This is a genomic window from Frankia sp. Allo2 (genome assembly GCF_000733325.1).
GTDB classification, from domain to species: domain Bacteria; phylum Actinomycetota; class Actinomycetes; order Frankiales; family Frankiaceae; genus Frankia; species Frankia casuarinae.
In genome coordinates this window covers 15,057-41,222 of the sequence record NZ_JPHT01000038.1, presented here as the reverse complement: position 1 = coordinate 41,222, position 26,166 = coordinate 15,057, and the positions used below count along the sequence as shown (strand labels likewise).

Here is a 26,166-nt window from a genome sequence, read left to right as displayed (position 1 = left end):
CGACTGTTTCACCATCGCGGAGTTGCTGGAGTACGAGGTCGTCGGGTTGTGCCCGCCGGGCGGCGGGGGGCAGGTCATCCTCGGTGGGGTCGTGGACCGGGACGGCACGCTGCCGGTCAACCCCTCCGGGGGGTTGAAGGCCAAGGGTCATCCGGTTGGTGCCACCGGGGTGTCCCAGCATGTGATGGCGGTCCTGCAGCTCACCGGCACCGCCGGGGCGATGCAGATCCCCGGGGCCACCGTCGCCGGGGTGTTCAACATGGGTGGCCTGGCGGTCGCCAACTATGCGAGTGTCCTGGAGCGTGTGCGATGAGTGATCTCACCGGGAAAAGTGACCTGACCCTGAAGGCGGTGTTCGTCGACGCGTTGGACCGGTTCGGTGCGCGTCCCGCCCGTTTCGGCCGGCGGCGGGTAGACGGCGGCAAGTACCGACTGGTGGGTGACCCATCCCGCGACGGTATGGCCGTCGCTGGTGAGCACGGGCAGGCCCGGGGCGCCGGGGTCGTCGGTGAGTGCATGCAGGGCGGTGGCGACACTGTCGTCGACGGTGAGGGCGGGAGGGCGGACAGCGAGGTCGCCAGCGGCGCGCTGCTCGGCCCGGGCGTCGGTCTCGAGGGCGTGGGTGACGGCCGGTGTGGTGATGATCCCCTGGTAGTGCCCGTGTCCGTCGGTGACGGGGCGGGCGGGGAACGGCGAGCCGGCGAGCAGGGCGGCGACCTCGGAGAGGAGCGCGCCGGCCGGGACCGGCGGGGGCGGTGACCGCATCGCGGCGGTGGCCGGGATGGCCCGCAGGCGGCGCAGGTCGTGGGAGGCGTCGAGGTCGACGCCACGGCGGGTCAGCTTCAGGGTGTAGATGGTGTCGGTGCTCAGGAGCCGGCTGGTCAGGGTGGCGACGACGACGGCGGTCATCAGGGGGAGGATGATCGTGTACTCGCCGGTGAGCTCGAACAGGATGAGCACGGCGGTGATGGGCGCGCGGGCCGCGCCGGCGAAGACGGCACCCATGCCGACCAGGGCGTAGGCCCCGACAGGGGCGATGGTGCCCGGGGCGATATGGTGGGCGAGGGTGCCGAAGGCGGCGCCGGTGGACGCGCCGATGAANAGGGACGGGGCGAAGACGCCGCCGGAGCCGCCGATGCCGATGGTGAGACTCGNGGCCACGATCTTCCCGCCGATGAGGACGAGCAGGAACCACNGGGCGTACCCGCCGTGAACGGTGTGTTCGAGGACCGGGTAGCCGACGCCATACATCTGGGGCAGGGCGAGCAGGACGGTGCCGAGGAGCAGGCCGCCGACAGCGGGGCGTAGCCATTCGGGGCCGCGCCAGGCCCAGTCGCAGAGGTCCTCGATGAGATAGAGCAGGCGGGTGAACAGCACGCCGGTTAGGCCGGCCACCACGCCGAGCAGGATGAACAGGGGGTATTCGCCCTGGCTGTGAAGGGCGAAGGTGGGCAGGCTGAGAAAGGGAGTGTCACCGAAGGCGGCGCGCCCGATGACGCTGGCGGTGACGGCGGCCAGCACGACGACGCCGAAGGCCTCGGCGGTGAAGGTCCGCAGGATCACCTCCAGGGCGAACAGGACGCCGGCGACGGGGGCGTTGAAGGTGGCGGCGATGCCGCCGGCGGCGCCGCAGGCGACGAGGATCGGCAGCCGGCGGCCCGGCACGCGCAGGAGCTGGCCGAGAGCCGACCCGAGGGACGCGCCGATCTGCACGATCGGGCCTTCCCGGCCGACCGACCCTCCGGCACCGATGCACAACGCCGAGGCCAGTGACTTCACCGCCGAGACGCGGGGGGAGATGCGGCCGTCGCGTTCGGCGACGGCGGACATCACTTCGGGGACTCCGTGGCCGCGGGCCTCCCGGGCGAACCGGTGGATGAGCGGTCCGTAGACCAAGCCTCCGATCACCGGGACGGCCAGCAGGAACCAGAAACCCAGGTCCGGGATGTGGGGGTTGGGCAGCCGTCCGCCGACCGAGCAGTCCGCCCGGCCGCAGAACACCTCTGTGAAGAGGTTGATCAGCCCGCGGAAGGCGACCGCGCCGAGCCCGACCCCCGCGCCGATCACGACGGCCAGGGCCGCGAGGACGGCGCCGGCTCGGTGCTGGTAGATCTCCGGACGGGCTGCCCATCGGGTGGAGATCCCGCGTGACGTCACCGGCATGTTTGCACCATACAACTGTTGCTTTGTGCTTGTCATGATCCGGTCCGAGTAGAGATCGCGTTGCGCGGTAAAACGGTGACATGGCATGCCCGCCGGATGGCTCCGCCCTGCCGCCCTCGGTTCCCGACCCCGCGGGAGTGCCGGGCGTGGACGTCGACGAGGTCACCGATGCGGTCCTGACGGCATCCCGGCTGCTGGTGGCGGTGTCGGCCCGCTCGATCGCCGCCGTCGGCGAGGATGTCACCCTGCCGCAGTTCCGGATGCTCGTCGTGCTCGCCGGGCGTGGACCGCAACGCGCCGGGGAGCTCGCCGAGTCGCTTGACGTGCACCCCTCCACGGCCACCCGGATGGCCGACCGGCTCGTCGTTGCCGGGCTGATCCTCCGAGTCGGCAACCCGCGTAACCGGCGGGAGGTCATCGTCGAGCTGACCGGGCCGGGCCGGCGCCTCGTCGACGAGGTCACCGCCCGGCGCCGGGCCGAGATCGCGACGATCGTCGCCCGGCTCGCTCCGGACGTGCGGGGCAGCCTGGTCGGCGCGTTGCGCGCCTTCGCGGACGCCGGCGGCGAACCGGCGGCGATATCCGGTCGGGACGCCTCGGCCCTCGGCTGGACCTGACCGGCCTTCGCGGGTGGCCGACAAAATCTTCGACCCAAATCTTCGACGTCACGTAGAACATTCGGTCGGGAAGGCTCCTACACTCTGACGGCATGGAGGCGTCCGCCGGAGCGGGGGCACGCGTGATGCGAACAACCGTGTTCGCCGGCACATGCGTGGCCCTCTCNGCGCTTGCCCATCTCGCCGGGCACGGTTCCGCCCCGGCCGGGCCGGGTGGAGATCCCCTGGGGTATCTCATCCGAATCATCGCCGAAAGTGACGGGTTCGCGTCACACCGTGTCGCCGGGGTGGTACCCAGTCTGGAGTTCTCCCATGCCCTACATGCCGGCGCCTCGCGCCACCCGGTTCCGCCGTGGCCTGTCCACCCCCGCCGGGACCGACCGCCCGTTCCTTCCTCCCGGCCGGACATTCCTCGTTCCCGTCCTCCCCCTCGTCCTTCTCGTCGCTCTCGTAGCGATCTCCAGCTGTTCCTCGGGAGGCTCCTCGGCGGGCCCGTTGGTGCGCGGCGCATCCACGTCACCGAGCGCGGGGATCCGCGGCACCACGCTCGGCGCACCGATCGCGATGCCGGACCTGCGTCTGACGGACACCGCCGGGCGGCCCTACGACCTGCGCCCGCATGCCGCGGGCCGGCTCACCCTGCTGTTCTTCGGCTACACCCACTGCCCGGACATCTGCCCGACGACGATGGCCGATCTCGCCGCCGCGTTGACGCAGGTCTCCCCGGCCGTGCGCCGGCAGACGAGCGTCGTGTTCGTCNCCTNGGNCCNGGCGNGGGACNCCCCGCCGGTGATCCGCCACTGGCTGGACATGTTCGACCACACCTTCGTCGGCCTGACCGGTGACGTGAAGACCATCGACACCGCCGCGCGCAGCGTCGGGGTGCCGCTGGAGCCGCCGCGACGGCAGGCCGACGGGAGCTACACCGTGGACCACGGTGCTCAGGTCCTGGCATTCACGCCGAAGGGCCAGGCGCGTGTCGTCTACCTCGCCGGCACCCCGGTGGCCGACTACGCCCATGACCTCCCGCTGCTCCTGCGGGGCGACGCGTGACCGGCGACGCGCCGACCGACGCGCCGACCGACGCGCCGACCGACGCGCCGACCGGAAGCCCGGGAGCCGCGCCGGTCGACGAGCGCGGACGGCCGGGGCCGGACCGCCGTCGGCTGCTGGGCGGCGCCGGGCTGCTCGGCCTCGGTGGCGGAGTCGTCCTCGGCACGGGGGTCGCCCTGGGCACGCAACGCCTGCTACCGGACCGGCCGAACCCGGTCGAGGCGGCTCGCCGCGCCGCGGTGGCCGCCGTGGCCGGTGACGGCCGTCACCAGCCCGGGATCGCCGAACGGGCCCCCGCGCATCTGATCTTCACCGCCTACGACCTGATCTCGACCGAGCCGACGGCGGTCCGATCCGCCCTCGCCGCGCTGCTGCGGACCTGGACGTCGGCCTCGGCGGTGTTGATGCGCGGCGAACCGACCGCCGGCGCCGAGCGGGACACGGCGGGGCTCGGGCCGGCCGCCTTGACGGTCACCGTCGGGCTCGGCGCGTCAGCGTTGCGCCGCGCCGGCCTCGACACGCGGATTCCCGGTCCGCTCGCGGACATCCCTGCCCTGCCCGGCGACCGGATCGACGCGGCCCGTGGCGGCGGGGACCTCGCCGTGCAGGTCTGCGCGGAGGACCCGATGGTCGCTTACTCGGCGGCCCGCCAACTGCGTCGCATCGCCGCTGCGTACGTCCAGCCCCGCTGGGTGCAGCGAGGGTTCCAGCGCACCGCGGCCGGTGCCGCCGACCCCGATGCCACCCCGCGTAACCTGATGGGGCAGGTCGACGGCACCGACAATCCCCGGCCGGGCACGGCACAGTTCGACCTCGCGGTGTGGGCCGCCGACGGGCCGGCATGGATGCGAGGCGGGACCTACGTCGTCTGCCGGCGGATCCGCATGCTGCTCGACAGCTGGGACCGGCTGACCGAGGCGGCGCAGAGCGAGGTCATCGGCCGGCGCAAGTCCGATGGCGCACCGCTGTCCGCCCCGCCCGCCGACCAGGGCGGGGGCGAGACGACAGCGCCGGACTTCGCCGCCCGCACTGCCGACGGCCGGCCCGCGATCGCCGTCAACGCCCACATCCGACTGGCCCATCCGCAGTTCCACGGCGGCGTCGCGATGTTCCGCCGCGGCTACTCCTACGACGACGGCCTCGACGCCACCGGTGAACCGGACGCGGGGCTGTTCTTCCAAGCCTACCAGGCCGACCCACGTACCGCCTTCGTTCCCGTCCAGCGCGCCCTCGCCGCCTCCGACGCGTTGAGCACCTTCATCCGGCATACCTCCAACGCCCTGTTCGCCATCCCACCCGCCCCGCCGCCGGGCGGCTTCCTCGCTCAGCAGCTCCTCGATGGCGCATGAGCGCACCCCGACCTCGCGGAGACACCATGACCCGGGACACCTCATCTCTGATCGATCTCGGCGAGCGCGGAAGGCGTGGGCGCCGTGCCCGGGTCGCGCTGGCCGCTGTCACTGTCATGGCGGGGGCGGCGGCCGCGGCCACCTGGTGGACCCGCCGCCAGCCGACGACACCCCTGTTGCCGGTTTCGTGGTGCCGCTGGGGCCAGGGCGACGGGCCGCCCCCGCTGACCCCGGCGCGTCTGGTGGACACCTGGCAGCTTGACGCGGCCGCGCTCGCCTTCCTCGTGCCGGTCACTGTCCTGTACCTGTGGGGCGTCGCCCGGGTCCGCGCCCGCCATCCCGCGCGGTCCTGGCCCTGGCCCCGCACCTGCGCCCACCTCGCCAGTGTCGCGGTGGTGGTCCTCGCGACGAGCAGCGCCGTCGGCGTCTACGATGAAGCGCTGTTCAGCATGCACATGGTCCAGCATCTGATGCTGATCATGGTGGCGCCACCGCTGTTCGTCGCGGGCCGGCCCCTCATCCTCCTGCTGCACGCTGTCGGCAACCCCCTGCACACCAGGGTCCGTAAGATGATCCGCTCATGGCCGGTCAGCGTCCTGGTCTCCCCGCCCGCCGCCCTCGCCGGCTACGCCATCACGATCATCGGAACCCACCTCACCGGCTTCATGAACGAGGCGATGGCCCGGCCCTGGCTCGGCCAGCTCGAACACGTTCTCTACCTCGCTGCCGGCTACCAGTTCTTCGTGCTGCTCGTCGGCGACGAACCGATCCGCTGGCGGTTGTCCATGCCCGGCCGGCTCGCGCTCGTCATCCTGTCCATGGGCGTCGACACCCTCGTCGGCGTCGTCCTGCTACAGTCCCGCACCCCGATTGCCATGGCACCGCACACCTGGGGCAGCAGCCCCCTGCTGGACACTCAGACCGGCGGCGCTATCATGTGGGTCGTCGGTGACGGGATCATGGTTGTGCTCATCGTGCTGCTGTTTCGGGTATGGACGCGTAAACCCGAGCCGGTGCGCCGGGCCCGTTCGAGCTGGCTGGAACGGGCCCGTACCGCGACCTTTGCCACCCACACCGGCCACGAACCCGCCCCCACCACCATGGTGGTCGCCAGACCGGCCGCCCGGGCGCGATCCGTCGACCTCGACGATGATGAGGCGAGCTGGCGGGCGTACAATGACTGGCTCGCTCGCCTGGACACGACCCGTTGACCTGGGCGGGCACGACCGTTGACCGGTGCGACCGCGGTAGCCGAGACCGTGGCAGCCTCAGCGGCAGGACCGCCTCCCGGTCGTCATGGATCGGTCCTCTCCCGTTCCCTGCTCGCCACTGGGTGGCGAGCGGCGGGCTGATGGACGTACAGCTCGCGCCGCCGCGGGGTCATGGCCGCGGGGACGGGCTCCGGCAGCCGGTAGCGGGCGGGATGCTGGTGCTCGGCGTACAGCCGGCCGGCATTGTAGACCCGGGGGAATTTCCAGAGCATCCGTGGGAAGTTCGTCTGGCCGCGCGCCAGGTTCGCGGCGACGATCCGGGCGGTCGCGGCAAGCGCCTTCGCGCCCAGGTGTTTGCGGTTGAGGACCGCCTGGGTGGCGACGAGCTCGCGGTAGAAGCGGTCGAGGGGGAGCCGGGTGGGGACGACGGCGTGCTGGATGTCGAACAGCCGGTAGTCCAGGGTGGTGAGCCGCCGGGACTGGGTGTGCCAGATCTCCGTACCCGGATAGGGGGTGCACACCGTGAGATGCACGATTTCCGGCACCGACAACGCCCATTCGCGGACGAGACGGAACTGCTTCTCGTCCCAGTCCGGGTCGGCGATGAGGTTCACCGCGACCGTGATGCCGATCTTTCGGGCAACTTCGAGGGCGCGGATGTTCTCGTCCGGGGAGATCCGCTTGTGGTAGAGGTCCAAGCCGTCCGCGTCGAGGGCTTCCATGCCCAGAAACATGTATTCGAGGCCGAGGCGGCGCCAGCGCTCGAACACCTCGGGATGGCGCAGCAGGACGTCGCTACGGGTTTCCAGATAGTACCGTTTGCGAATCCCTCGGCGTTCGACCTGATCGGCGATGGCCATGCCGTGTTCAGGCCTGATGAAGGCGACGTCATCGACGATGAAGACGTTCGGTTCCCGGATGGCGGACAGTTCCTCGCCGGCCGCGTCCGGGGAGAGGCGGCGGTAGCTGCGGCCGTAGAAGGTCCAGGCGCTGCAGAAGGAGCAGTCCCATGGGCAGCCGCGAGTGAACTCGACCGAGGCGCACGGGTCCAGTTCCCCGATGAAGTAGCGGCGGCGGTGGGCCAGCAGATGGCGGGCCGGTAGCGGCTCGTCGAGGCCGGGTAGCAGGGCCGGGGNCGGGCCCGCCCCGTCGGCGGTGACCGCGCCCGGGACGTCCGCGAGACGGGCGCGGTCGGCTTCGAGGATGCGTGGGGCGACCACTTCGCCCTCGCCGCGCGCGACCACATCGAGTGCGCCGTCGCACTGCTTCAGCAGGTGCTCGGCGATGAAGGAGACGCTGTGGCCGCCGGCCACGACCAGGCAGTCGGGCAGTTCCCGCTTCGCCCGGTGCGCGAACTCGATGACCTCGGGGACGTTCGCGAGATAGTTCACCCCGAACATCACCGCGTCGGGACGGCACTTTCGCAGGTGGCGCGCGTAGGCGGCCGGTTTCTCCACCTGAAGATCGAGCATGCTCACCTCGTGGCCCGCGGCGAGCAGCGCGGCCGCCACCCGTTCCAGCCCCAGCGGTTCGAGCCGTAGGAAGATCTTCGAGTACATCAGCGCGCTGGGATGAACCAGCAGGACACGCATGTTGCTCCTCTCGCCTGTTCGGGGACGGATCTAGGTGTTCGAGGGCGGGCCTGGGCGGATCGGACTGATGCGGACTGATGCGGTCCCGCCCCGAACGTGCGTGCCGGGGACCCTGCGTGCCGGGTACTGCCCGTGGGTCGCCCGTGGGTCGCTCTCCGCCCGGGCGCCGACTCCGCGTCGCCTGTCATCTTCCTGTTCCTGCCCCGGGATGCCGGCATGACTCGGGAACGAACCTTACATTCGGCTGACAATGACGTCGGTGCGTCGGGCGACGGTCCTTCAACGGCACGAGAGACCGGCCGGGACCGGCCGCGACGAACGGGTTTGACGGTGGCGTGCACCGTCCATACCCAGACTCACGGTGCTGGTGCGAGCGGCGGTCGGCTGATCGATGGGTGGGAGGGAAGCGCAGCTATGTCACAGGTCGCGGACTATGTCCTGCAGCGGTTGACCGGCTGGGGNGTTCACCGCATATTCGGCTATCCCGGGGACGGCATCAACGGCTTCCTCGGGGCTTTCGACCGGGCCGGCGGTGATCCTGGGTTCCTGCAGACCCGGCACGAGGAGATGGCGGCGTTCATGGCCTGCGCGCACGCCAAGTTCACCGGTGAGGTAGGCGCGTGTGTCGCGACCTCCGGCCCGGGGGCGATCCATCTGCTCAACGGTCTCTACGACGCCCGGCTCGACCATCAGCCGGTGCTGGCGATCGTCGGCCAGCAGCGGCGGACCTCCCTCGGCGCCCACTACCAGCAGGAAATCGATCTGATCTCGCTGTTCAAGGACGTCACCGAGTACGTGCAGTACTGCATGGCCCCGCCCAGCGCCCGTCATCTCGTCGATCGGGCGATGAAGACAGCGCTGTCCAGCCGGGCGCCGGTCTGCCTGATCTTCCCGGAGGATGTCCAGGAGGAGAAGTACACCGAGCCTCCGCATGAGCACGGGGCGGTGCGGACCAGCATTGGCTGGACGAAACCACGCATCCTGCCGGATCCGGACGAGGTGCGCCGCGCCGCNGCCGTGCTGAATCGGGGCCGCCGGGTGGCGATGTTGATCGGGCAAGGGGCGGCCGGCGCCCGCGAGGAGGTGACGGAGGCCGCCGACCTGCTCGGCGCGGGTGTCGCCAAGGCCCTGCTCGGCAAGGATGCGCTCCCCGATACCCTGCCGTTCGTGACCGGCCCCATCGGGCTGCTCGGCAGCGAAGCCAGCCACAAGATGGTGATGGGCGCCGACACGCTCCTCCTGGTCGGGACGAGCTTCCCCTACTCGGAGTGGCTGCCGCGGGAGGGCCAGGCCGCCGGCGTCCAGATCGATATCGACGGCCGGATGATCGGTATTCGTTATCCGATGGATGTTCATCTCGTCGGCGACGCGGCCGAGACGCTGCGCCAGTTGATTCCCCTGCTCATCCGCAAGGAGGACCGTTCCTGGCGGCGGTTCATCGAACGGGAGGTGGCGACCTGGCAGCGGGTGCTGGCGGACCGGGCCAGGCTGCGGGCGGATCCGATGAACCCGCAGATCGTCGCGTACGAGTTGGACAAGCGACTGCCCGATAACGCGATCCTCACCGCGGACTCCGGGTCGGCGACCACCTGGTGGGCCCGTTACCTGCGCATCCGTGGGGACATGAAGGCGTCGTTGTCGGGAACCCTGGCGACCATGCTGCCCGGAGTGCCCTACGCGGTGGCGGCGAAGCTGGCCTATCCGGAACGACCGGTGATCGCGTTCGTCGGCGACGGGGCGTTCTCGATGCTGGGCATGAACGAGCTGTTCACGGTCAAGCGGTACTGGGAGAGGATGAACACCGATCCGCGGCTGGTGTTCACCGTGTTCGTGAACGAGGACCTCAACCAGGTCTCCTACGAGCAGCGGGTGATGGCGGGTGATCGGATCAATGTCGAGACGCAGAAGATCCCGTATGTGCCGGCGGCGGATTTCGCCCGGCTCCTCGGTTTCACCGGGATCCGCTGCGACTCGCCGGACAAGATCGGTGCCGCGTGGGAACAGGCGCTGGCTGCGGACCGGCCGGTTGTGCTTGAGGTCGTTGTCGACGCGAAGGTGCCGCCGCTGCCGCCGCACGTCCGGCCCGAGCAGATGCGCAAGACCGCCCGGGCGTTCCTGCAGGGCGACCCAGAGGCCGTCGGCATCGCCGTGCAGGGCTTCAAGGGCAAGTGGCAGGAGGCGAGGGAGCACCTCCCGCACGCCGCCCGCAGGTAGTTTCCCCACCTGCGATCTGCCCGTTCCCGCCACCCCGCCCGGGGAGGCCATCCCCTACCTCGGGCCCCTACCTCGGGAGGTAGCCGCTGTGCCGGCGATCGAGCGCCTGGGCATCGCGGCCTGTGCCGTGCCGAGGTGCCGTGTCGGCAGCTGTCGTGCCGGCAGCGGAACCCCTACGTCGTGCCGACAGCCGAGGGAGTGACAGCCCGGTCCGGGGAGTGGCGGGGCAGGGAAGGGGGTGGGCATGCCGGATGTGGAGGGCACGCGCCGATGACAGCGGAGCGGAGCGAGCGGGACGATAATCCGGGGCTGGTGCCGACGCTGCGTGAGTTCGCCCTGCTCGCGGACGGGGAACGGGGTGCGCTGATCGGCCCGGACGGCCGCGTGTGTTGGATGTGCGTGCCCTCGTGGGCGGACGACGCGGTGTTCTCGACGCTGATCGGTGGCGCCGGCTCCTACTCGGTGACTCCGGCGACCGCCTTCACCTGGGGCGGTTACTACGAGGACCGGTCGTTGATCTGGCACAGCCGGTGGGTGACGCGGGCGGGCGTGGCGGAGTGCCGGGAGGCTCTCGCCCTCCCCGGGCGGCGGCACCGTGCGGTGCTGCTGCGCCGGATTCTCGGGGTCGAGGGGACCGTGCCGGTGCGGGTGACGCTGGATCCGCGTCCCGGGTTCGGCCGGCGGGCGGTGGCGGGGCTGCGGCAAGACGGGCCGGACGGGCCGGACGGGGTGGAGGCCTGGTGCGGGCGAGTCGGCGAGCTGGAGCTGCGCTGGTCGGGACGGCTCGCGGCGGTCGCCCGGATCGACCATGATGCGGGCGGTGGCAGTCTCGTCGCGGAGCGCCTGGTGCGGGCCGGCGACTGTCTCGATCTTGTGCTGGAGCTCGGTGAGCTGCCGGCGGACCGTCCGGTCCCGGACGTGCTGTGGGCCGAGACGAAGCGGGCCTGGCGGTCCGCGGTACCGGAGCTGCCGAGCCTGGCCGGTGTCCGCGACGCTCAGCACGCGGTCGCGGTGCTGCGCGGGCTGACCGGCGGCGGGCACGGGATGGTGGCCGCGGCCAGCACCTCCCTGCCCGAGCGGGCCCGTCAGGGCCGCGACTACGACTATCGGTATGTCTGGATCCGAGATCAGTGCTACGCGGGGCTGGCGGCCGCGCGGGCCGGCCTCGACGGGCTGCTCGACGACGCCGTCACGTTCGTCACCGAACGGCTGTTGGCGGACGGCCCGAACCTGCGTCCGGCCTACACCGCCCGCGGTGGCCCGATCCCGGACGAGCGCCGACTCGATCTGCCGGGGTACCCCGGCGGCGACGACGTGGTCGGGAACAAGGTCGGCCACCAGTTCCAGCTGGACGTCTTCGGGGAGGCGGCGCTGCTGCTGGCGGCCGCGGCGCGGCGGGGCCGGCTGACCGATGACGCCCGGCGGGCCGCGGCGGNGACCGCCGGGGNGATCGCGGCACGCTGGCGGATCCCGGACACAGGGGTCTGGGAGCTGGAGCCGCGGCACTGGACGCACAGCCGGTTGACCTGCGCGGCAGGGCTGCTCGCCTTGGCCGGCGTGGACGGCGCCGGGGTGGGGGAGGCCGACGGCTGGCGGGCGCTGGCAAGGCGGCTGCTCAGCGCCGCCCGCGAGGAGATGCGGCATTCGAGCGGGCGCTGGCAGCGGGCGACCGACGACCCGCGGGTGGACGCGGCGCTGCTGCTGCCCGCGGTGCGGGGAGCGGTCGACGTCCGCGACCCGGTGTCGGTGGCGACGCTGCGGGCGGTGGCCGAGCAGCTGACCGACGACGGCTACGTCTACCGATTCGATCATGCCGGGATCCGGCTCGGGGTGGCCGAAGGGGCCTTCCTGCTGTGCGGCTTCTGGCTGGCGCTGGCCTACCACCGTGCCGGCCGGCACGATCAGGCCCGGCGGTACTTCGAGCGTGGCCGCGCCGCCTGCGGGCCGCCCGGCATCTACGCCGAGGAGTTCGATGTCACTCAGCGCCAGCTGCGTGGCAACATTCCCCAGGCGTTCGTCCATGCCCTGGTTCTGGAGACTGCCGCCACCCTCCGACCCCTCGACGGCACCGACCCGGGATGAGGCGTCTCTGTCACGGCCCGGCGGCGGTCGCGGATCTGTGGGGAGTGGATTTTCCGGTGGCCGGGCGTTTCAACGCGGCGGAGGTTGGTAGAGACGTGATGCACTGCCGGTACATCCATACGCCGACGAGCGGGTGAGCCATTCGTAGCGGGTGATCCTGGCGGCATGTCCGGTTGTCGAGACCGCCCGTTTTCGCTGGCTTGAATAGTATGCGAGGAGGAACTCGTGCCCGACGTGGCCGTGTCTGGTCGGATGGCCCGATGACGGTCGAGGTCCGTCCTTTTCCGCCGAGTGTCGGGGAGCAGCGAGGGGAGCCGCCGACGGCCCTGGACATCCTCGGTACGACCGATCACAAGTCGATCGGTCTGATGTATCTGGTGACCTCGTTCGGGTTCTTCCTATTCGCCGGGATCCTCGCGATGCTAATGCGGGGGGAACTGGCCCGGCCCGGTCTACAGATCGTCTCGAACGAGCGGTACAACCAGTTTTTTACGATCCACGGCACGGTGATGATGCTGTTGTTCGCGACCCCGCTGTTCTCCGCGTTCGCGAACTATCTTGTCCCGTTGCAGATCGGGGCGCCTGACATCGCCTTCCCCCGGTTGAACGCCTTGGGCTACTGGCTGTATCTGGTCGGCGGTCTGATCGTCGTCTCCGGGTTCCTGACCCGGGGCGGGGCGGCGGACTTCGGCTGGTTCGCGTACTCCCCGTTGACCTCGGCGCAGTACTCGCCGCACCTCGGCGGTGATCTGTGGGCGGTGGGCCTGGTGATGTCCGGGCTGAGCACCGTGCTGGCGAGCGTCAACTTCATCACCACGATCATCACGCTGCGCGCGCCGGGCATGCTCCTGTTCCGAATGCCGATCTTCACCTGGAACGTGCTGATTACGTCGGTGCTGGCGCTGCTCGCGTTCCCGGTACTCACCGCGGCCCTGCTGGCGCTGGAGGCCGATCGCCGGTTCGGCGCCCACGTGTACGACGCGAGCAACGGAGGAGCGATCCTCTGGCAGCACCTTTTCTGGTTCTTCGGTCATCCCGAGGTCTACATCGTCGCGCTGCCCTTCTTCGGCATCGTCACGGAGATCCTGCCGGTGTTCAGCCGTAAACCGATTTTCGGGTACCGGGGGTTGGTCTTCGCGACCGTGGGAATCGGCGCGCTGTCGATGGCGGTGTGGGCGCACCACATGTTCGCGACCGGTGCCGTGCTGCTGCCGTTCTTCTCTCTGCTGTCCTTTCTGATCGCCGTCCCGACCGGGGTGAAGTTCTTCAACTGGATCGGCACCATGTGGCGCGGAACGATCATCCTGAACACGCCAATGCTGTTCTCGATCGGATTCCTTATCACCTTCCTGTTCGGTGGGCTGACCGGGGTCACCCTGGCCAGCCCACCCATCGACTTTCACGTCACCGACAGCTATTACGTCGTGGGTCATCTGCACTATGTCCTGTTCGGGACAATCGTCTTCTCCGCGTTCGCCGGTGTGTACTTCTGGTTCCCCAAGGTGACGGGAAGGTTCCTGAACGAGAAGTTGGGGAAGCTGCACTTCTGGAGTCTTCTCGTCGGTTTCCACGTGACGTTTCTGCCGATGCACTGGCTGGGTGTCAGGGGAATGCCGCGGCGGGTCGCCGACTACCTGCCCACCGACGGTTTCACCACGCTGAACACGATCGAGAGTGCCGGCTCCTTCCTGCTCGGCCTGTCCACCCTACCGTTTCTGTACAATGTTTGGCGGTCGCTGCGGCATGGTGACCCGGCGACCAGTGGTGACGCCTGGGGCTACGGGAACTCGTTGGAATGGGCGACGTCCTGCCCACCACCGAAGCACAACTTTCACCAGATACCCCGTATCCGATCCGAGCGGCCGGCCTTCGACCTGAACCACCCCCGGCAGGGGCCGGAGGGGCGGGAAGGTCGCCAGCGGCAGCCGCGCCGGGTCGACCAGAGGCACCGGCGCGAGCTGGCCTCCGTCGAGGGGGAGACGGCCTCGCGGCGTGATACCGCGGTGGACCCGGACGCGGCCGGGTGATTACCTCCGCCCGGCTGTTCGCCGTTCTGGCTCTGTTCTTCCTGGTCACCGGCGGGGTGTACCTGTTCACCGGACATGACCCGGCAGGTGCGGCCGCGCTCATCTTCAGCATGGTGATGAGCCTGTTGGTCGCTGGATTCCTCTGGTACACCGGCCGGCGCAGCCGCCTGCCCGCCGACGACAGCCAGATCGAGATCCCCGAGGGGGCCGGTGACATCGGCTTCTTCAGCCCGTTCAGCTACTGGCCGGCGGCGATTGCGGTCAGTTTCGGGCTGCTCCTGCTGGGGCCGATCATCAGCTACTGGCTGCTGTTCATCGGTGGCGTGCTGACCGCGATCACCATCGTGGGCCTGGTGTTCCAGCACGAATCCACCGATGAGAAGAACTCGCAGGACGCCGCCCGGGGTCACGGCACCTCCGCACCGGGCGAGGGCCGGTGATGGTCGATACAGGGGCGCCGGTGAAGGCCGGTGAAGGCCGGTGGGGGCCGCCACGGCGGCGTACGGCGATGAGCCCGAAGGAGGAGTATATGATCTTTCCACGCGGTCTGGCGATCTCTGCGGCGTTCGCGACGCTTGCCGGTGCGCTGTTCGCTGTCGATGCCGTGGTCGTGACGAGCCGGGCACTGGGTGACACCCTCGTGCTCGCCGGCGCCGTGTTCGCCTTCGGGGGCGTGATGGCACTGCTTCCGCGGGGACGGCGTTGACTCCGGCGGGCTCCGCCGACGCGGAGCGACCGCAGCGACCGCAGCGACCGCAGCGACCGGCTGGACCAGACGGGGCAGCCCGGCCCGGCGGGCCCGGGGGCGTGGCGGGGATAGCGGCCTGCCTGTCGCTCTCGCTCGTCGGCGCGGTGGCGTTCGCGGTGGTGAACTTCACCGGCCGGACGGGCACCGTCGGCTACAACGCGCTGCTCGGTCTCTCCCTGGGGTTGGCCATCATCGCCGCCGGCATCGGCGCGGTGCTGTGGGACAAGCGTCTCATCCCCCAGGAGGAGGCGGTCGAGGAACGTCACCCCATGGTCTCGCCGGGCGCCGAGGAGGCGGCCACCCAGCAGACCGTGGACCGGGTCGTGGCCGAGACAGGGCTGCGCCAGTTGCCGGTGCTGCGCCGGCTCGTGCTCGCCATGCTCGGCGGTTTCGGGGTGATAGCCGTGGTGCCGCTGCTCAACCTGGTCAGGCGGGCCCCGCATCGGGACCTGTTCACCACCCGCTGGTCACCCGGGGCGCGGCTGGTGACGCCGGAGGGCCGGCCGGTGCGCCTTGGCGACCTGGCGATCGGCGGCATCCTCACCGTGCTGCCTGAGGGGCATCTCGGCCTCGACGCCCAGGCGGACAGCGCGGCGCTGCTGATCAGGCTGCCCCCGGGACTGGCCACCCCGCCCCGGCAGGCCGCGGCCGGGTACGACAACCACGTCGCGTTCTCGAAGATCTGCACCCATGCGGGCTGCCCGGTGAGCATGTACATGAGCCAGCCGCATCAGCTCCAGTGCCCGTGCCACCAGTCGGTCTTCGACATGACCGACCTGGCCAGGCCGATCTTCGGCCCGGCGACCCGTGCCCTGCCCCAGCTGCCCGTCACGGTCGACGCCGATGGGTGTTTCCGAGCCCGGTCGGATTTCCCCGAACCGGTCGGGCCCGGCTTCTGGAGCCGCTCATGACCGCCACCACCGGCTCCGGGACCTCCACGCGGCGCGCGGACCGTCCCGGGCGGGAATCGCCGGGCCCCGGGCGGGAATCGCCGGTGACCGCTGCCGGTCACAAGGCGGTCGGATTCATCGACCGGCGCCTGGGCAGCGCGAGGTTCCTGCGCAGCGTGATGAACAAGGTCTTCCCCGACCACTGGTCCTTCATGATCGGCGAGATCGCGCTCTACAGCTTCGGCGTGCTCGTGGCCACCGGGGTCTACCTGACGTTCTTCTTCGAACCCAGCGAGCAGCAGACCGTCTACGACGGCTCCTACGTGCCGCTGCGCGGGGTGACGATGAGCCGTGCCTACGCCTCGACCCTCGACATCTCCTTCGACGTCCGCGCCGGCCTGGTCATCCGCCAGATCCACCACTGGGCGGCGCTGCTGTTCGTCGCGGCGATCATCGTGCACCTGTGCCGGATCTTCTTCACCGGCGCCTTCCGTCGCCCCCGGGAGATCAACTGGCTGATCGGGGTGAGCCTGCTGCTGCTCGCCATCGCCGAGGGCTTCGCCGGCTACTCCCTGCCCGACGACCTGCTGTCCGGGACCGGGGTGCGTATCGCCTACGCGATCGCCGAGTCCATCCCCGTCGTGGGAACCTGGATCGCCTGGGGCTTCTGGGGTGGCGAGTTCCCCGGCACGCACTTCATCNCCCGGCTCTACGTGGTGCACATCCTGCTCGTCCCGGGTCTCCTCCTCGCGCTGATCGGCGCCCACCTGGGGATCCTGTGGCACCAGAAGCACACCCAGTTCCCCGGCCCTGGCCGGACGGAGGACAACGTTGTCGGTAGCCGGCTGTTCCCCGGCTACGCCGCCAAGTCGGTCGGTTTCCTGCTCATCACCGCCGGCCTGCTCGCGGTGCTCGGCGGCGTCGCGCAGATCAACCCGGTCTGGGCCTACGGCCCGTACACCCCCATGGACGTCTCCTCGCTGGCGCAGCCGGACTGGTACGTCGGGTTCCTCGAGGGCTCGCTGCGGCTGTTCCTGCCCTGGGAGTACCGGGGCCTCGGCCACGACGTCCCGCCCGTACTCTGGCCGGGGGTGGTCCTGCCGGGAGTGCTGTTCGGCCTGCTCGCGGCCTACCCGTTCCTGGAGGCGCTGGTCACCCGGGATCATGATCAGCACAACCTGCTGCAACGCCCCCGCCATCACCCCGACCGCACCGCGTTCGGGGTGATGGCGCTGACCTTCTACGGCGTCCTGCTGCTTGCCGGCGGCGACGACGTGTTCGCCCTCGTCCTGCACCTGTCCCTCAACGCCGTCGTCTGGGCCGGCCGCATCGGCCTGCTGGTGCTGCCACCCTTCGCCTTCTATGCCACCCGCAGGCTCTGCCGCGCCGCTGCCGCCCGCGAACGCCGGCAGGCGGCCGCTCCCGAAGAGACCGGCTGGATCCGCCTCGAACCCGCCGGCCGGTACACCGAGGTCGAACTGCCGAAACCCTCGGCCCCGGCACCCGCCCTCGCCGCCGCCGAGCGAGTCCCACCCGCCATCGAAGGCCCCACCAGTGGCCGCCAGCGCGGGCAGGGCCGCCTCCGTCGCGCCGTCGTCGGCTTCTTCACCCGTCCCCGCGCCTAGCATTCGGCCGGCGGGGGCCCATAATGGGTATTCCCGGAACGCAAGCATCAGCCAACAGGCGACCACCATTTGAACGGCGCGCCGAGAGGATCAACTCGCCTGGCCCAACCAATAAAAACTTGGCGCGGGCTCGGAGAGCAACGTAACAGCCGTCGAAGGCACTTTCGGCGGGCTCCCACGAGACGCTGGTCACAGCGGAGAACCGATGTCCAGGGAAATTCAACCGACAAACATGGCATCGAAACAGCCGGGTACTTCCGCGGCGAGCGGTACTGGCCGGCTCGTTCGGTGAACGTCGCGCTGCGCACTTCACGCCCGCCGGGGCCCGACTCGGCGAGGATCGGGCCCGCACGGCCCTGACCAGGCAGATTCACTCCTGTCGCCGGTGAGATGACAATCACCTCAAGCCCTCGGGGTCGGTTTTCCACCGGTTACGTCAGACTCGCTNCCCCCGCCTCTTCGGCGAGTCGACCTACGAAAGTATTTCTACCTGATGCGCGGCGCGCTCCACGCATTAATGCCATGCCGGAGCCCGCACGATGACTATCAAGGTGATTATGGACACGATCCAGCCGCCGACGGGGGATGGAAAATCAGAGGACCAGAGCCGAGAAGTTGAGCGGAGGAGGATCGTGACCACGGACGGCGCCCGAACCGGGCAAGCCGGCGAACCGGGACAGCTCAAGCGAGGCCACGGCTCCCCGTACCTCGCTTCCTGATCGTCGAACCTGGCCTGGGCGGCTCATCCGGACGGTGAGAAGCACCTCTCGTCCTGGCCAGGCTGTTACTCAGGTCCCGCAGCTCGACTCGGAGTCCGACGTCCGAGGTCCGGCGTCCGCGTCCGGAGCTCGAGACCGCGAGCCAGCACGCATCGAGGACCGCTGGCCGAGCGGACCTTACTGCTGATCGTGCACCGGCGCTCCACTTCCGCGAGACCGACCAGGCCCGATGGTGGACGACTCCTCCCCAGTTCGTCCGCCAGCCCACGGACAGCTCCGACCTGCATCAGCAGCCGGTCAACGGCGGCGTAGACCTGACCGGAATCCCCGAACCCTTTCCGCCACCAACTGCCGAAGGTGGACCATGACAATCCTCGACGACAGCACCGCGCCCGGCTTCGTCGGGCCGCCGAGCTCCCACGGTCCGCGTCGTGACCCGGCTCCGCTCCTGCCCGACCCCGAGCCGGTCCGGGTCCTCGGCACGGAGGCGGCGGGGAAGGTCGACACCGATCTGCTGCGCGTCCTGTACCACCGTCTGGTGCTGGGACGGCGCTTCAACCAGCAGGCCNCGACCCTGGCCAGGCAGGGCCGCCTCGCCGTGTACCCGGCGTCCACCGGCCAGGAGGCATGCCAGATCGCCGCGGCCATGGTGCTGCGGGAGTCGGACTGGCTGTTCCCCAGCTACCGCGACACGCTGGCGGTGGTGTCGAGGGGCGTGCGCCCGGTGGACGCGCTGACGCTGATGCGCGGGAACGCGCACAGCGGCTACGATCCGCGGGAGCACCGGATCGCGCCGCTGTCGACTCCGCTGGCCACCCAGGCCTGCCATGCGGTGGGCCTGGCCCACGCCGCTCGCCTGCGCGCGGCCTCGGATCCGTGGGCGGCGGAGGNCGTCGTGGCGCTTGCCCTGATCGGCGACGGCGGCACCAGCGAGGGCGACTTCCACGAGGCGCTGAACTTCGCCGGGGTGCTGAACGCGCCAGTGGTGTTCCTGGTACAGAACAACGGCTATGCGATTTCGGTGCCGCTGGCCCAGCAGTCCGCGNCGCCGACGCTGGCACACAAGGCGGTGGGCCATGGGATCATCGGTCGTTTGGTGGACGGCAACGACGCGCCCGCGGTGCACGGTGTGCTGCGCGCGGCGGTCGAGCACGCGCGGTCGGGTCGCGGCCCGGTGCTGGTCGAGGCGGTCACCTACCGGCTGGAGGCGCACACCAACGCCGACGACGCGACCCGCTACCGCACCTCGGAGGAGGTCGCCGCCTGGCAGGCCCGCGATCCGCTGACGCTGCTGGAGCGGCAGCTACGCAAGGCCGGTCTCCTCGACGACNCCGGCGTCGCCGCAGTCGCGCGGGCTGCCGAGGAACTCGCCGCCGAGATGCGCGCCCAGTTCGATCGTGTGCCTGATCTCGATCCGGGCTCACTGTTCACGCACGTCTATGCCCAGCCGACCAGCCAGCTTCGTGAGCAGGCCGCCGAGCTGATGGCCTGGCAGGCCGCGGACGCAGCCAAGAGCGACGACGCACGATGAGCGCCGCGACCATGGTGCGGGCCCTCAACGCCGCGCTGCGCGACTCGCTGCGCGAGGACGCGCGCGTCCACATCCTCGGCGAGGACGTTGGCACTCTCGGCGGCGTCTTCCGAGTCACCGACGGCTTGGCTGCCGAATTCGGCGCGCAACGCTGCCTGGACACCCCCCTGGCCGAGGCAGGCATCCTCGGTACCGCCGTGGGCATGGCCATGTACGGCCTGCGGCCCGTCGTGGAGCTGCAGTTCGACGCCTTCGCCTACCCCGCGTTCGAGCAGCTCGCGTCGCATGTGGCCAAGATGCGTAACCGCACGGCCGGGAAGACCACGCTGCCGATCACCATCCGCATCCCGTACGGCGGCGGCGTCGGCGGCGTCGAGCACCACAGCGACTCCAGCGAGGCCTACTACGCGCACACCCCCGGCCTGCACGTCGTCACCCCCGCCACCGTCGCCGACGGCTACGGGCTGCTCCGCTCGGCGATTGCCTCGGACGACCCGGTGGTGTTCCTGGAGCCCAAGCGGCTCTACTGGTCCACGGACGAGCGGTCCACGGACGACTTCTCTGCGGCCGAGGTGCCGCCGATCGGCCGGGCGGTGGTCCGCCGGACCGGTACCTCGGCGACCCTCCTGACCTACGGCCCCTCGCTCCCCGTGTGCCTCCAGGCGGCGGCGGCCGCGCGCTCGGAGGGCTGGGACCTGGCGGTGGTCGACCTGCGCTCGCTGGTCCCCTTCGACGACGAGACGGTCTGCGAGGCGGTCCGCGCCACCGGGCGCGCCGTTGTGGTCCACGAGGCCGCGGGTTTCGGCGGGGTCGGTGCGGAGATCGCTGCCCGCGTCAGCGAGCGGTGCTTCCACCACCTTGCCGCCCCCGTCCTGCGGGTCACCGGCTTCGACATCCCTTACCCGCCCCCCATGCTCGAACATCACTACCTTCCCAGCGTCGACCGCATCCTCGACGCCGTCGCCCGACTCCAGTGGGAGCAGTGACACCGTGGCCGCGGTACGCGAATTCCCCCTCCCCGACCTCGGCGAGGGCCTGACCTCCGCCGAGGTCGTCCGCTGGCTTGTCGGCGTCGGGGACGTCATCACCGTCGACCAACCCGTAGCCGAGGTCGAGACCGCCAAAGCCGTCGTCGAGGTGCCCTGCCCCTACGCCGGCGTCGTCACCTCCCTCGCCGGCCTGGCCGGTACCAGTGTCCCGGTCGGCACACCACTGATCACCGTGGCCGTCAGCGAGCCGGCAGCAGGGCGAACGGGTTCCGGGAACATCCTCGTCGGTTACGGCACCAGCACGGAACCCTCCCGAACCCGCCGCCGACGACGCGTCGGCGCTCCCGAAGCGCCCCCCGTACCGGCGCTCACCCCGACTCCCGGACCGGCGACGCCACTCGGGCCTTCCGCCCAGACCGTGGTCAAGGTCGTCTCGCCCCTCGNTCGCCGCTTCGCCCGCGAGAACTCCGTCGATCTCCGAAAACTCGTCGGCACCGGCCCGGACGGGCTGATTCTGCGCAAGGACGTGGAGAGTGCCATCGCCCCGCGTTCCGCTCCGTCGCGCCCGGCGGAGACCGACTCGACCGTCGTCCCGCTGGACCCGCTGGCGCGGCGCGCGGCGGAGACGTTCGCGCGCAGCAGGCGCGAGGTGCCGGACGCCACCTGCTGGGTCGACACGGATGCCACCGCGCTGCTCGCCGCCAAGGACACCCTCAACGACACCCGCAACGCGGGGGGCGCCGAGCCCAGAATCGGTCTCCTGGCGATCCTGGCCCGCATCTGCGTCGCCGCCCTGGTCCGCTTTCCCGCACTCAACTCCGCCGTCGTCACCGACGCGGACGGCCGCGCGACCGGCGTGCGCCACCACGCCGCCGTCCACCTGGGATTCGCCGCCCAGACCCCGCGCGGCCTGGTCGTGCCCGTGGTGCACCACGCTCAGGGCCTGACCACCGCTCGACTGGCCGCCGAGATCGCCCGGTTGACCGCCGCCGCCCGCGCGGGCACGCTCACTCCCGCCGAGTTGACCGGCGGCACGTTCACGCTCAACAACTACGGCGTCTTCGGTGTCGACGGCTCCACGCCCATCATCCACCACCCCGAGGCCGCGATGATCGGCATCGGCCGGATCGTCCCCAGGCCCTGGGCGGTGGACGGCGAACTGGCGGTCCGCAGGATCGTGCAGCTTTCGTTCACCTTTGACCACCGAGTCTGCGACGGCGCCACCGCCGGGTCCTTTCTGCGCTTCGTCGCCGACGCGGTCGAAGACCCCACGGTGCTGCTGCGCCACCTCTGACCACCGCACCTCTGACCACCGCCTTACCAGCAGGCGATGACCGTTGCCCGCCCCGGTCCTAGGAGGTCTGTCTTGCCTGCTTACCCCCCCCGCTACACCTACCTCGGCCCCGAGGGGACCTTCACCGAGGCCGCGCTGCGGACGCTGCCGGATGCGCGGACGCATGAGCTGTTCCCCTCCCTCTCCGTGGCGGAGGCGTTGGACGCGGTGCGCAACGGGGACGCGTCCGGCGCGCTGGTACCGATCGAGAACTCCGTCGAGGGGGCAGTTACCGCCACGCTGGACGAGCTCGCGACCGGCAGGCCGCTGATGATCTGCCGCGAGGTGCTGCTACCGATCAGCTTCGCGCTGCTCGTGCGGCCGGGAACCACGCTGGAGGACGTCAAGACCGTCACCGGCCACCCGGTCGCCCGGGCCCAGGTACGCCGCTGGCTCGCGGCTCACCTGCCGTACGCGGAGTGGGAATCGGCCGCGTCCAACGCCGAGGGGGCCCGGCTGGTGCGGGAGGGGCGCTTCGACTGCGCCTTCGCCGGGGAGTTCACCGCACGGCGCTACCGACTGGAGGCCCTCGTGACCGACATCCACGACGTCCCCGACGCCACCACCCGTTTCGTCCTGCTCGGCCGTCCAGGCCGCGCCACCGCGCCGACCAACACGGACAAGACGTCCATCGTGGTGTGGCCGGCCGCGGACGAGCCGGGCGCGCTGCTGGAACTCCTGCAGGAATGGGCCGTTCGCGGGGCCAACCTGATGCGGATCGAGTCCCGGCCGACCGGCGAGGGCCTGGGCCGGTACTGCTTCTCGATCGACGCGGAAGGGCACATCAGCGACCGCCGGGTGCGCGAGGCCCTGATGGGGCTGCACCGGATCTGCCGGAAGATCCGTTTCCTGGGGTCTTACCCCCGCGCCGACGAGGCCGCCCCGTCCGTACCCCCAAGCATGACGGATCACGAGTTCGTCANGGCCGCCGACTGGCTCGCTCGCTGCCTGGACGGCCGTGGTGAGGACTGGGAGGCGTGCGGATCTGGGCGGCGTGCGTGCCTGGGCGGCGTGCGAACTGGGCGGCGTGCGGACGCGATCCGGCGGCCATTGTTCGGTGCGCCTGATGAAGCGGTGCCATAGCCCTTTCGTGGTGATGTCGTAAACGTGTCATTATCTTGCGCTGGCGACGCCATATCTGATTGTTGCTGGTGATGGTGCTCTACGGTGTTCTTTTCCCCATTCGGGTCTGTTCCGTGGAGACGTGCGACACAGACCCCCGGTGGCCTGCTCGGAATCAGGAGTAATAGGTACATGGGCCCATGTGTCTTTGGCGTGTTGACGCGTCAATCTGGTGAAGTTGTTCAGCCCGATTTCCAGGCCCGCGCTCCGCGCCCCAGGACGGGGTGGGGGAGCGTCTGATGGCCCTGCTCGACGTGGTCACGAAGGCCGGTCCCGAGCGGACATACGCTCGTCCACTGACCTCGGGTGACCGGGCCTACCTCGCCTTCAGCCGGCTCAATCCCGGGGAGTTCCAGGACGTCGGTGCGCTGCTGTTCGTCGACGGCCCTCCGCTGGAGCTGGCGGACCTGCGTGCGCACGTCGCCGAGCGGCTGCGCGACCCCCGGGCACGGATGCTTACCGACCGTCTCGAGACTGTCGCGGTCCGGTTCTCCGGTCGCCGCTCGACGGCGAACGAGACCCTCTGGGTCCGCGGTCCGGGCCTGAACGTCGACGACCACGTTGTCGCCATGGACCTACCGTCCGCCGACGGTGTTGGCGGTGTTGGCGGTGTGGGCGGGGGCGACGGTGGTGCCGGCGATGCGCGGCTGCGTGCCGCCGTCGACCGCATTGCCGCCCAGCCGATCGACCTCAGCCGGTCGCCGTGGATGCTCTACCTGCTGCGCGCCCCGGGGTCGTCCGGCACGGTGCTGGTGTATCGGACCAGCCACATCCAGCAGGACGGCTTCGCGCTCTACCAGGCGCTGCACCTGCTCTTCGGGGGGGAGGACGAACTCGACCTCGGTCTGCCTCCCGCTGTCCGCCGGCCGCGGCCCTCGGACTATGCGGGTTTCGTCGGCCGGGGGCTGCGTTGCCTGGCGCCCACCCGCGCCCTCGACGCCTGGGGCGGGCCGCCGGCCGGGCCGGCGCGACATTCCTGGGTCACCACCGATCTGGGCACGCTGCGAGCGGTGGCCCGCCACCACGATGTCACGGTCAACGACGTCTATCTCGCCGCGCTCGCCGGGGCGCTGCGGACGTGGTCCCTTCCCGAATGGCGCCGGGACCGTCAGCCCATCCACGCGCTGATGCCCATCAGTTTCCGGACCGCCGCCGAACGGAACGTGCTGTCGAACTATTCCTCGGGCGTGCGTGTCCCGCTTCCCTGCGGGGAGCCGGACCCCGGCCGGCGACTGGCGTGGATCGCCGCGGAGACCCGTCGCATGAAGAAGGGCGGGCTGGGGGTGGTGGAACGTCACCACTTCTCCACCCTGGCGACGATCGCCTCGCCCCGCATGCTCGCGGGCGCCGCCGCTTACCCGGCCCAGATCCGGAAGATGGCCCTGGTGGCGAGCAACGTCCGGACGATGCGCGGGCCGCTGGCTGTCGCGGGACGCGCGGTGACCGGGCTGGTCGGCACGGGCCAACTACTCGTCGGACGTCAGCATCTGGCCGTCGCCATGCTTGGCATCGACGAGCGGGTCGGTGTCACGTTCGTGGCCAGTGCCAGCGTGCCGAACCACGCCCGGTTGGGGCAGCTGTGGCTGGCGGAACTCGACGTGCTCAGCCGGCTGGTGCCCTCACGCCGGCGTGAGCGTGCCTGACGGACCGGTCCTGACCTTCCGGCCTTCGTCGCTGGCCGAGGCTGTCGAAGCGCTGGAGCGCACCATCGAGGGTTCGCTCATGGCTGGCGCAGCGACAGCACGCCGGGCGCGTTGAGATCGAACCGTGTCCCGAAGCCACGGCTGATCCTGGTGAGAACCCCCCGTAGCCACCCGGCGTCTTCGGGTGCGGCGCGCCACAACCGCATCCGCCGTGTCTGCAGGGGCACCATCCGCAGGCCGGTCAGCGTCGCGCCGGGCGGATCGACGGAGACCCCGGCGGAGACGAAGTACGCCAGCCGCAGATCGTCCCGGTACATTTCGTAGCCGGTAATGCCCTCGTAGTCGTTGATGAAGTCGCCACAGCCGTACAGGACAAGCCGGTCCCGGTACACCTCGACGGGACGCGGATGGTGCGACGAATGCCCGTGCACGACGTCGACACCGCCATCGATGAGCCGGCGGGCGAAGCGGATCTGGTCGTCGTCTACGTCATAGCCCCAGTTGGATCCCCAGTGGACGGAGGCGACGACGAGGTCACCGGGGCGCTTCGCCCGCCGGACGCGGGCGGTCACCTCCTCGGCGGTGGCGTCCGACAGTTCGGGGATGACGTCGATGCCGGCCCGGCCCGGGGCCGCGGCCCACGTCCGTGGAATGCCGCTGGAGGACAGGCCGAACGAGGAGACCAGGACCCGCCGGCCCCCGCCGAGCGGGACCATGGCCGGTTTGCACGCCTCGTCCGCGTCGCGTCCGGCTCCCACCGCTCTCAGCCCGGCCGTGAACAACGCGTCGAGGGTCTCGACGAGCCCGCGGTGGCCGAAATCCAGCAGGTGGTTGTTCGCCAGCACGCACACATCGGGCCGGCCGGCGGCCAGACAGGGAAGGTTGTCCGGACTCATCCGATAATGAACCTCCTTTCCGGCGGCGAAGTCATCGCACCGGGTGATGCTGTTTTCCAGGTTCACCACCCGAACATCGGCCCGGACCTCATCCAGCACGGGCAGCGCGTCACCCCAGGGCCAGGAGAATTCGACCGGACGAGGAATCGGGCCGTTCACCGCCTCCGCCAGCTCGACATAGGCGCGGGCATCCTGGACATATCCCTCGGAAAGCCTCGGATCGCCCGGATGCGGCAGAATCTGGTCGACACCGCGACCTAGCATCACGTCGCCGCAGAGGAACAGCGTCACCACGCCATCGTGCACGGTTCCAGCCTAGGCCACCGGCCCCCGGCCACCGGCCCGGATTCCGCCGGTTCGCC

The 26,166-nt window shown here is 70.5% G+C and carries 18 protein-coding genes and 2 pseudogenes; 17 read left to right on the top strand and 3 right to left on the bottom strand.

From position 1 onward, the window contains the following. Positions 1-313, top strand: a pseudogene (locus ALLO2_RS26620) (thiolase domain-containing protein); the annotation flags it as partial. Here ALLO2_RS26620 and ALLO2_RS19365 read toward each other — a convergent pair. Further along, positions 283-2,163: a chloride channel protein gene (locus ALLO2_RS19365; protein ID WP_051875437.1), complete on the bottom strand. Its 1,881-nt coding sequence runs from the start codon at positions 2,161-2,163 to the stop codon at positions 283-285. The pseudogene ALLO2_RS26620 and the gene ALLO2_RS19365 sit on opposite strands and share 31 nt — an antisense overlap. Before the next feature lie 80 nt (positions 2,164-2,243). On the opposite strand from ALLO2_RS19365, the gene ALLO2_RS19360 reads away from it, so the two are divergent. The 4 genes and pseudogenes from ALLO2_RS19360 (at position 2,244) to ALLO2_RS19345 (ending at position 6,393) form a co-directional block, all read left to right on the top strand. Then, complete coding sequence (locus ALLO2_RS19360) at positions 2,244-2,780, top strand: MarR family winged helix-turn-helix transcriptional regulator (RefSeq protein ID WP_011436910.1); 537 nt, start codon at positions 2,244-2,246, stop codon at positions 2,778-2,780. A 312-nt stretch (positions 2,781-3,092) separates the two neighbouring features. Then, positions 3,093-3,833: pseudogene (locus ALLO2_RS19355) on the top strand (SCO family protein). After that, complete coding sequence (locus ALLO2_RS19350; protein ID WP_023841673.1) at positions 3,830-5,182, top strand: Dyp-type peroxidase; 1,353 nt, start codon at positions 3,830-3,832, stop codon at positions 5,180-5,182. The pseudogene ALLO2_RS19355 and the gene ALLO2_RS19350 overlap by 4 nt, the downstream one beginning before the upstream one ends. A 26-nt stretch (positions 5,183-5,208) precedes the next feature. Next, complete coding sequence (locus ALLO2_RS19345; RefSeq protein ID WP_011436907.1) at positions 5,209-6,393, top strand: cytochrome c oxidase assembly protein; 1,185 nt, start codon at positions 5,209-5,211, stop codon at positions 6,391-6,393. An 83-nt stretch (positions 6,394-6,476) separates the two neighbouring features. Here the strand turns inward: ALLO2_RS19345 and hpnR are convergent, their stop codons facing one another. Then, the gene (gene hpnR, locus ALLO2_RS19340) at positions 6,477-7,985 is read right to left on the bottom strand and encodes a hopanoid C-3 methylase HpnR (protein ID WP_035734003.1); all 1,509 of its coding nucleotides are present in this window, start codon (positions 7,983-7,985) and stop codon (positions 6,477-6,479) included. Between the two features lie 414 nt (positions 7,986-8,399). Here hpnR and ALLO2_RS19335 point away from each other — a divergent pair, with 414 nt between their 5' ends. The 12 genes from ALLO2_RS19335 to ALLO2_RS19285 all read left to right on the top strand — a co-directional run bounded on the left by ALLO2_RS19335 (position 8,400) and on the right by ALLO2_RS19285 (position 24,908). Then, on the top strand, positions 8,400-10,199 hold the full coding sequence (locus ALLO2_RS19335; RefSeq protein ID WP_011436905.1) for a thiamine pyrophosphate-requiring protein: 1,800 nt from the start codon (positions 8,400-8,402) through the stop codon (positions 10,197-10,199). Positions 10,200-10,469: 270 nt separating this feature from the next. Next, positions 10,470-12,281, top strand: a complete 1,812-nt coding sequence (locus ALLO2_RS19330; RefSeq protein ID WP_051875435.1) for a glycoside hydrolase family 15 protein — start codon at positions 10,470-10,472, stop codon at positions 12,279-12,281. Between the two features lie 260 nt (positions 12,282-12,541). Beyond that, positions 12,542-14,308: a cytochrome c oxidase subunit I gene (ctaD, locus tag ALLO2_RS19325; RefSeq protein WP_108913839.1), complete on the top strand. Its 1,767-nt coding sequence runs from the start codon at positions 12,542-12,544 to the stop codon at positions 14,306-14,308. After that, on the top strand, positions 14,305-14,748 hold the full coding sequence (locus ALLO2_RS19320; protein WP_011436902.1) for a cytochrome c oxidase subunit 4: 444 nt from the start codon (positions 14,305-14,307) through the stop codon (positions 14,746-14,748). The genes ctaD and ALLO2_RS19320 overlap by 4 nt, the downstream gene beginning before the upstream one ends. Positions 14,749-14,837: 89 nt before the next feature. After that, complete coding sequence (locus tag ALLO2_RS25935) at positions 14,838-15,014, top strand: hypothetical protein (protein WP_157493468.1); 177 nt, start codon at positions 14,838-14,840, stop codon at positions 15,012-15,014. Positions 15,015-15,115: 101 nt separating this feature from the next. Then, positions 15,116-15,967, top strand: a complete 852-nt coding sequence (locus tag ALLO2_RS19315) for a ubiquinol-cytochrome c reductase iron-sulfur subunit (RefSeq protein ID WP_023841669.1) — start codon at positions 15,116-15,118, stop codon at positions 15,965-15,967. Then, positions 15,964-17,571 carry a ubiquinol-cytochrome c reductase cytochrome b subunit gene (locus tag ALLO2_RS19310; protein ID WP_035734001.1) on the top strand — a complete coding sequence of 536 codons (1,608 nt, stop codon included), beginning with the start codon at positions 15,964-15,966 and terminating at the stop codon, positions 17,569-17,571. Before ALLO2_RS19315 ends, ALLO2_RS19310 begins: the two co-directional genes overlap by 4 nt. Before the next feature lie 1,083 nt (positions 17,572-18,654). Then, positions 18,655-19,821 (top strand): pyruvate dehydrogenase (acetyl-transferring) E1 component subunit alpha, encoded by a 1,167-nt coding sequence (gene pdhA / locus ALLO2_RS19305; RefSeq protein ID WP_035733999.1) that lies wholly within the window; start codon positions 18,655-18,657, stop codon positions 19,819-19,821. Then, positions 19,818-20,807 (top strand): alpha-ketoacid dehydrogenase subunit beta, encoded by a 990-nt coding sequence (locus tag ALLO2_RS19300; protein ID WP_011436897.1) that lies wholly within the window; start codon positions 19,818-19,820, stop codon positions 20,805-20,807. Before pdhA ends, ALLO2_RS19300 begins: the two co-directional genes overlap by 4 nt. A gap of 4 nt (positions 20,808-20,811) precedes the next feature. Continuing rightward, positions 20,812-22,104: a dihydrolipoamide acetyltransferase family protein gene (locus ALLO2_RS19295; protein ID WP_035733996.1), complete on the top strand. Its 1,293-nt coding sequence runs from the start codon at positions 20,812-20,814 to the stop codon at positions 22,102-22,104. Between the two features lie 72 nt (positions 22,105-22,176). Further along, entirely contained in the window at positions 22,177-23,226 is a 1,050-nt protein-coding gene (gene pheA / locus ALLO2_RS19290; protein ID WP_035733994.1) for a prephenate dehydratase, read from the top strand. Positions 23,227-23,504: 278 nt separating this feature from the next. Next, on the top strand, positions 23,505-24,908 hold the full coding sequence (locus ALLO2_RS19285) for a WS/DGAT domain-containing protein (protein WP_011436894.1): 1,404 nt from the start codon (positions 23,505-23,507) through the stop codon (positions 24,906-24,908). 77 nt (positions 24,909-24,985) lie between these two features. On the opposite strand, the gene ALLO2_RS19280 is transcribed toward ALLO2_RS19285, so the two are convergent. Continuing rightward, a complete protein-coding gene (locus ALLO2_RS19280; RefSeq protein ID WP_011436893.1) occupies positions 24,986-26,110 on the bottom strand; it encodes a CapA family protein in 1,125 nt (374 codons plus the stop codon). Positions 26,111-26,166: the final 56 nt, after the last annotated feature.

Bases quoted from the DNA above. Each gene is read 5' to 3' on its own strand.
- ALLO2_RS19360 (WP_011436910.1), top strand. From the start codon at position 2,244: ATGGCATGCCCGCCGGATGGCTCCGCCCTGCCGCCCTCGGTTCCCGAC.
- ALLO2_RS19345 (WP_011436907.1), top strand. From the start codon at position 5,209: ATGACCCGGGACACCTCATCTCTGATCGATCTCGGCGAGCGCGGAAGG.
- ctaD (WP_108913839.1), top strand. From the start codon at position 12,542: ATGACGGTCGAGGTCCGTCCTTTTCCGCCGAGTGTCGGGGAGCAGCGA.
- ALLO2_RS25935 (WP_157493468.1), top strand. From the start codon at position 14,838: ATGATCTTTCCACGCGGTCTGGCGATCTCTGCGGCGTTCGCGACGCTT.
- ALLO2_RS19300 (WP_011436897.1), top strand. From the start codon at position 19,818: ATGAGCGCCGCGACCATGGTGCGGGCCCTCAACGCCGCGCTGCGCGAC.
- ALLO2_RS19285 (WP_011436894.1), top strand. From the start codon at position 23,505: ATGGCCCTGCTCGACGTGGTCACGAAGGCCGGTCCCGAGCGGACATAC.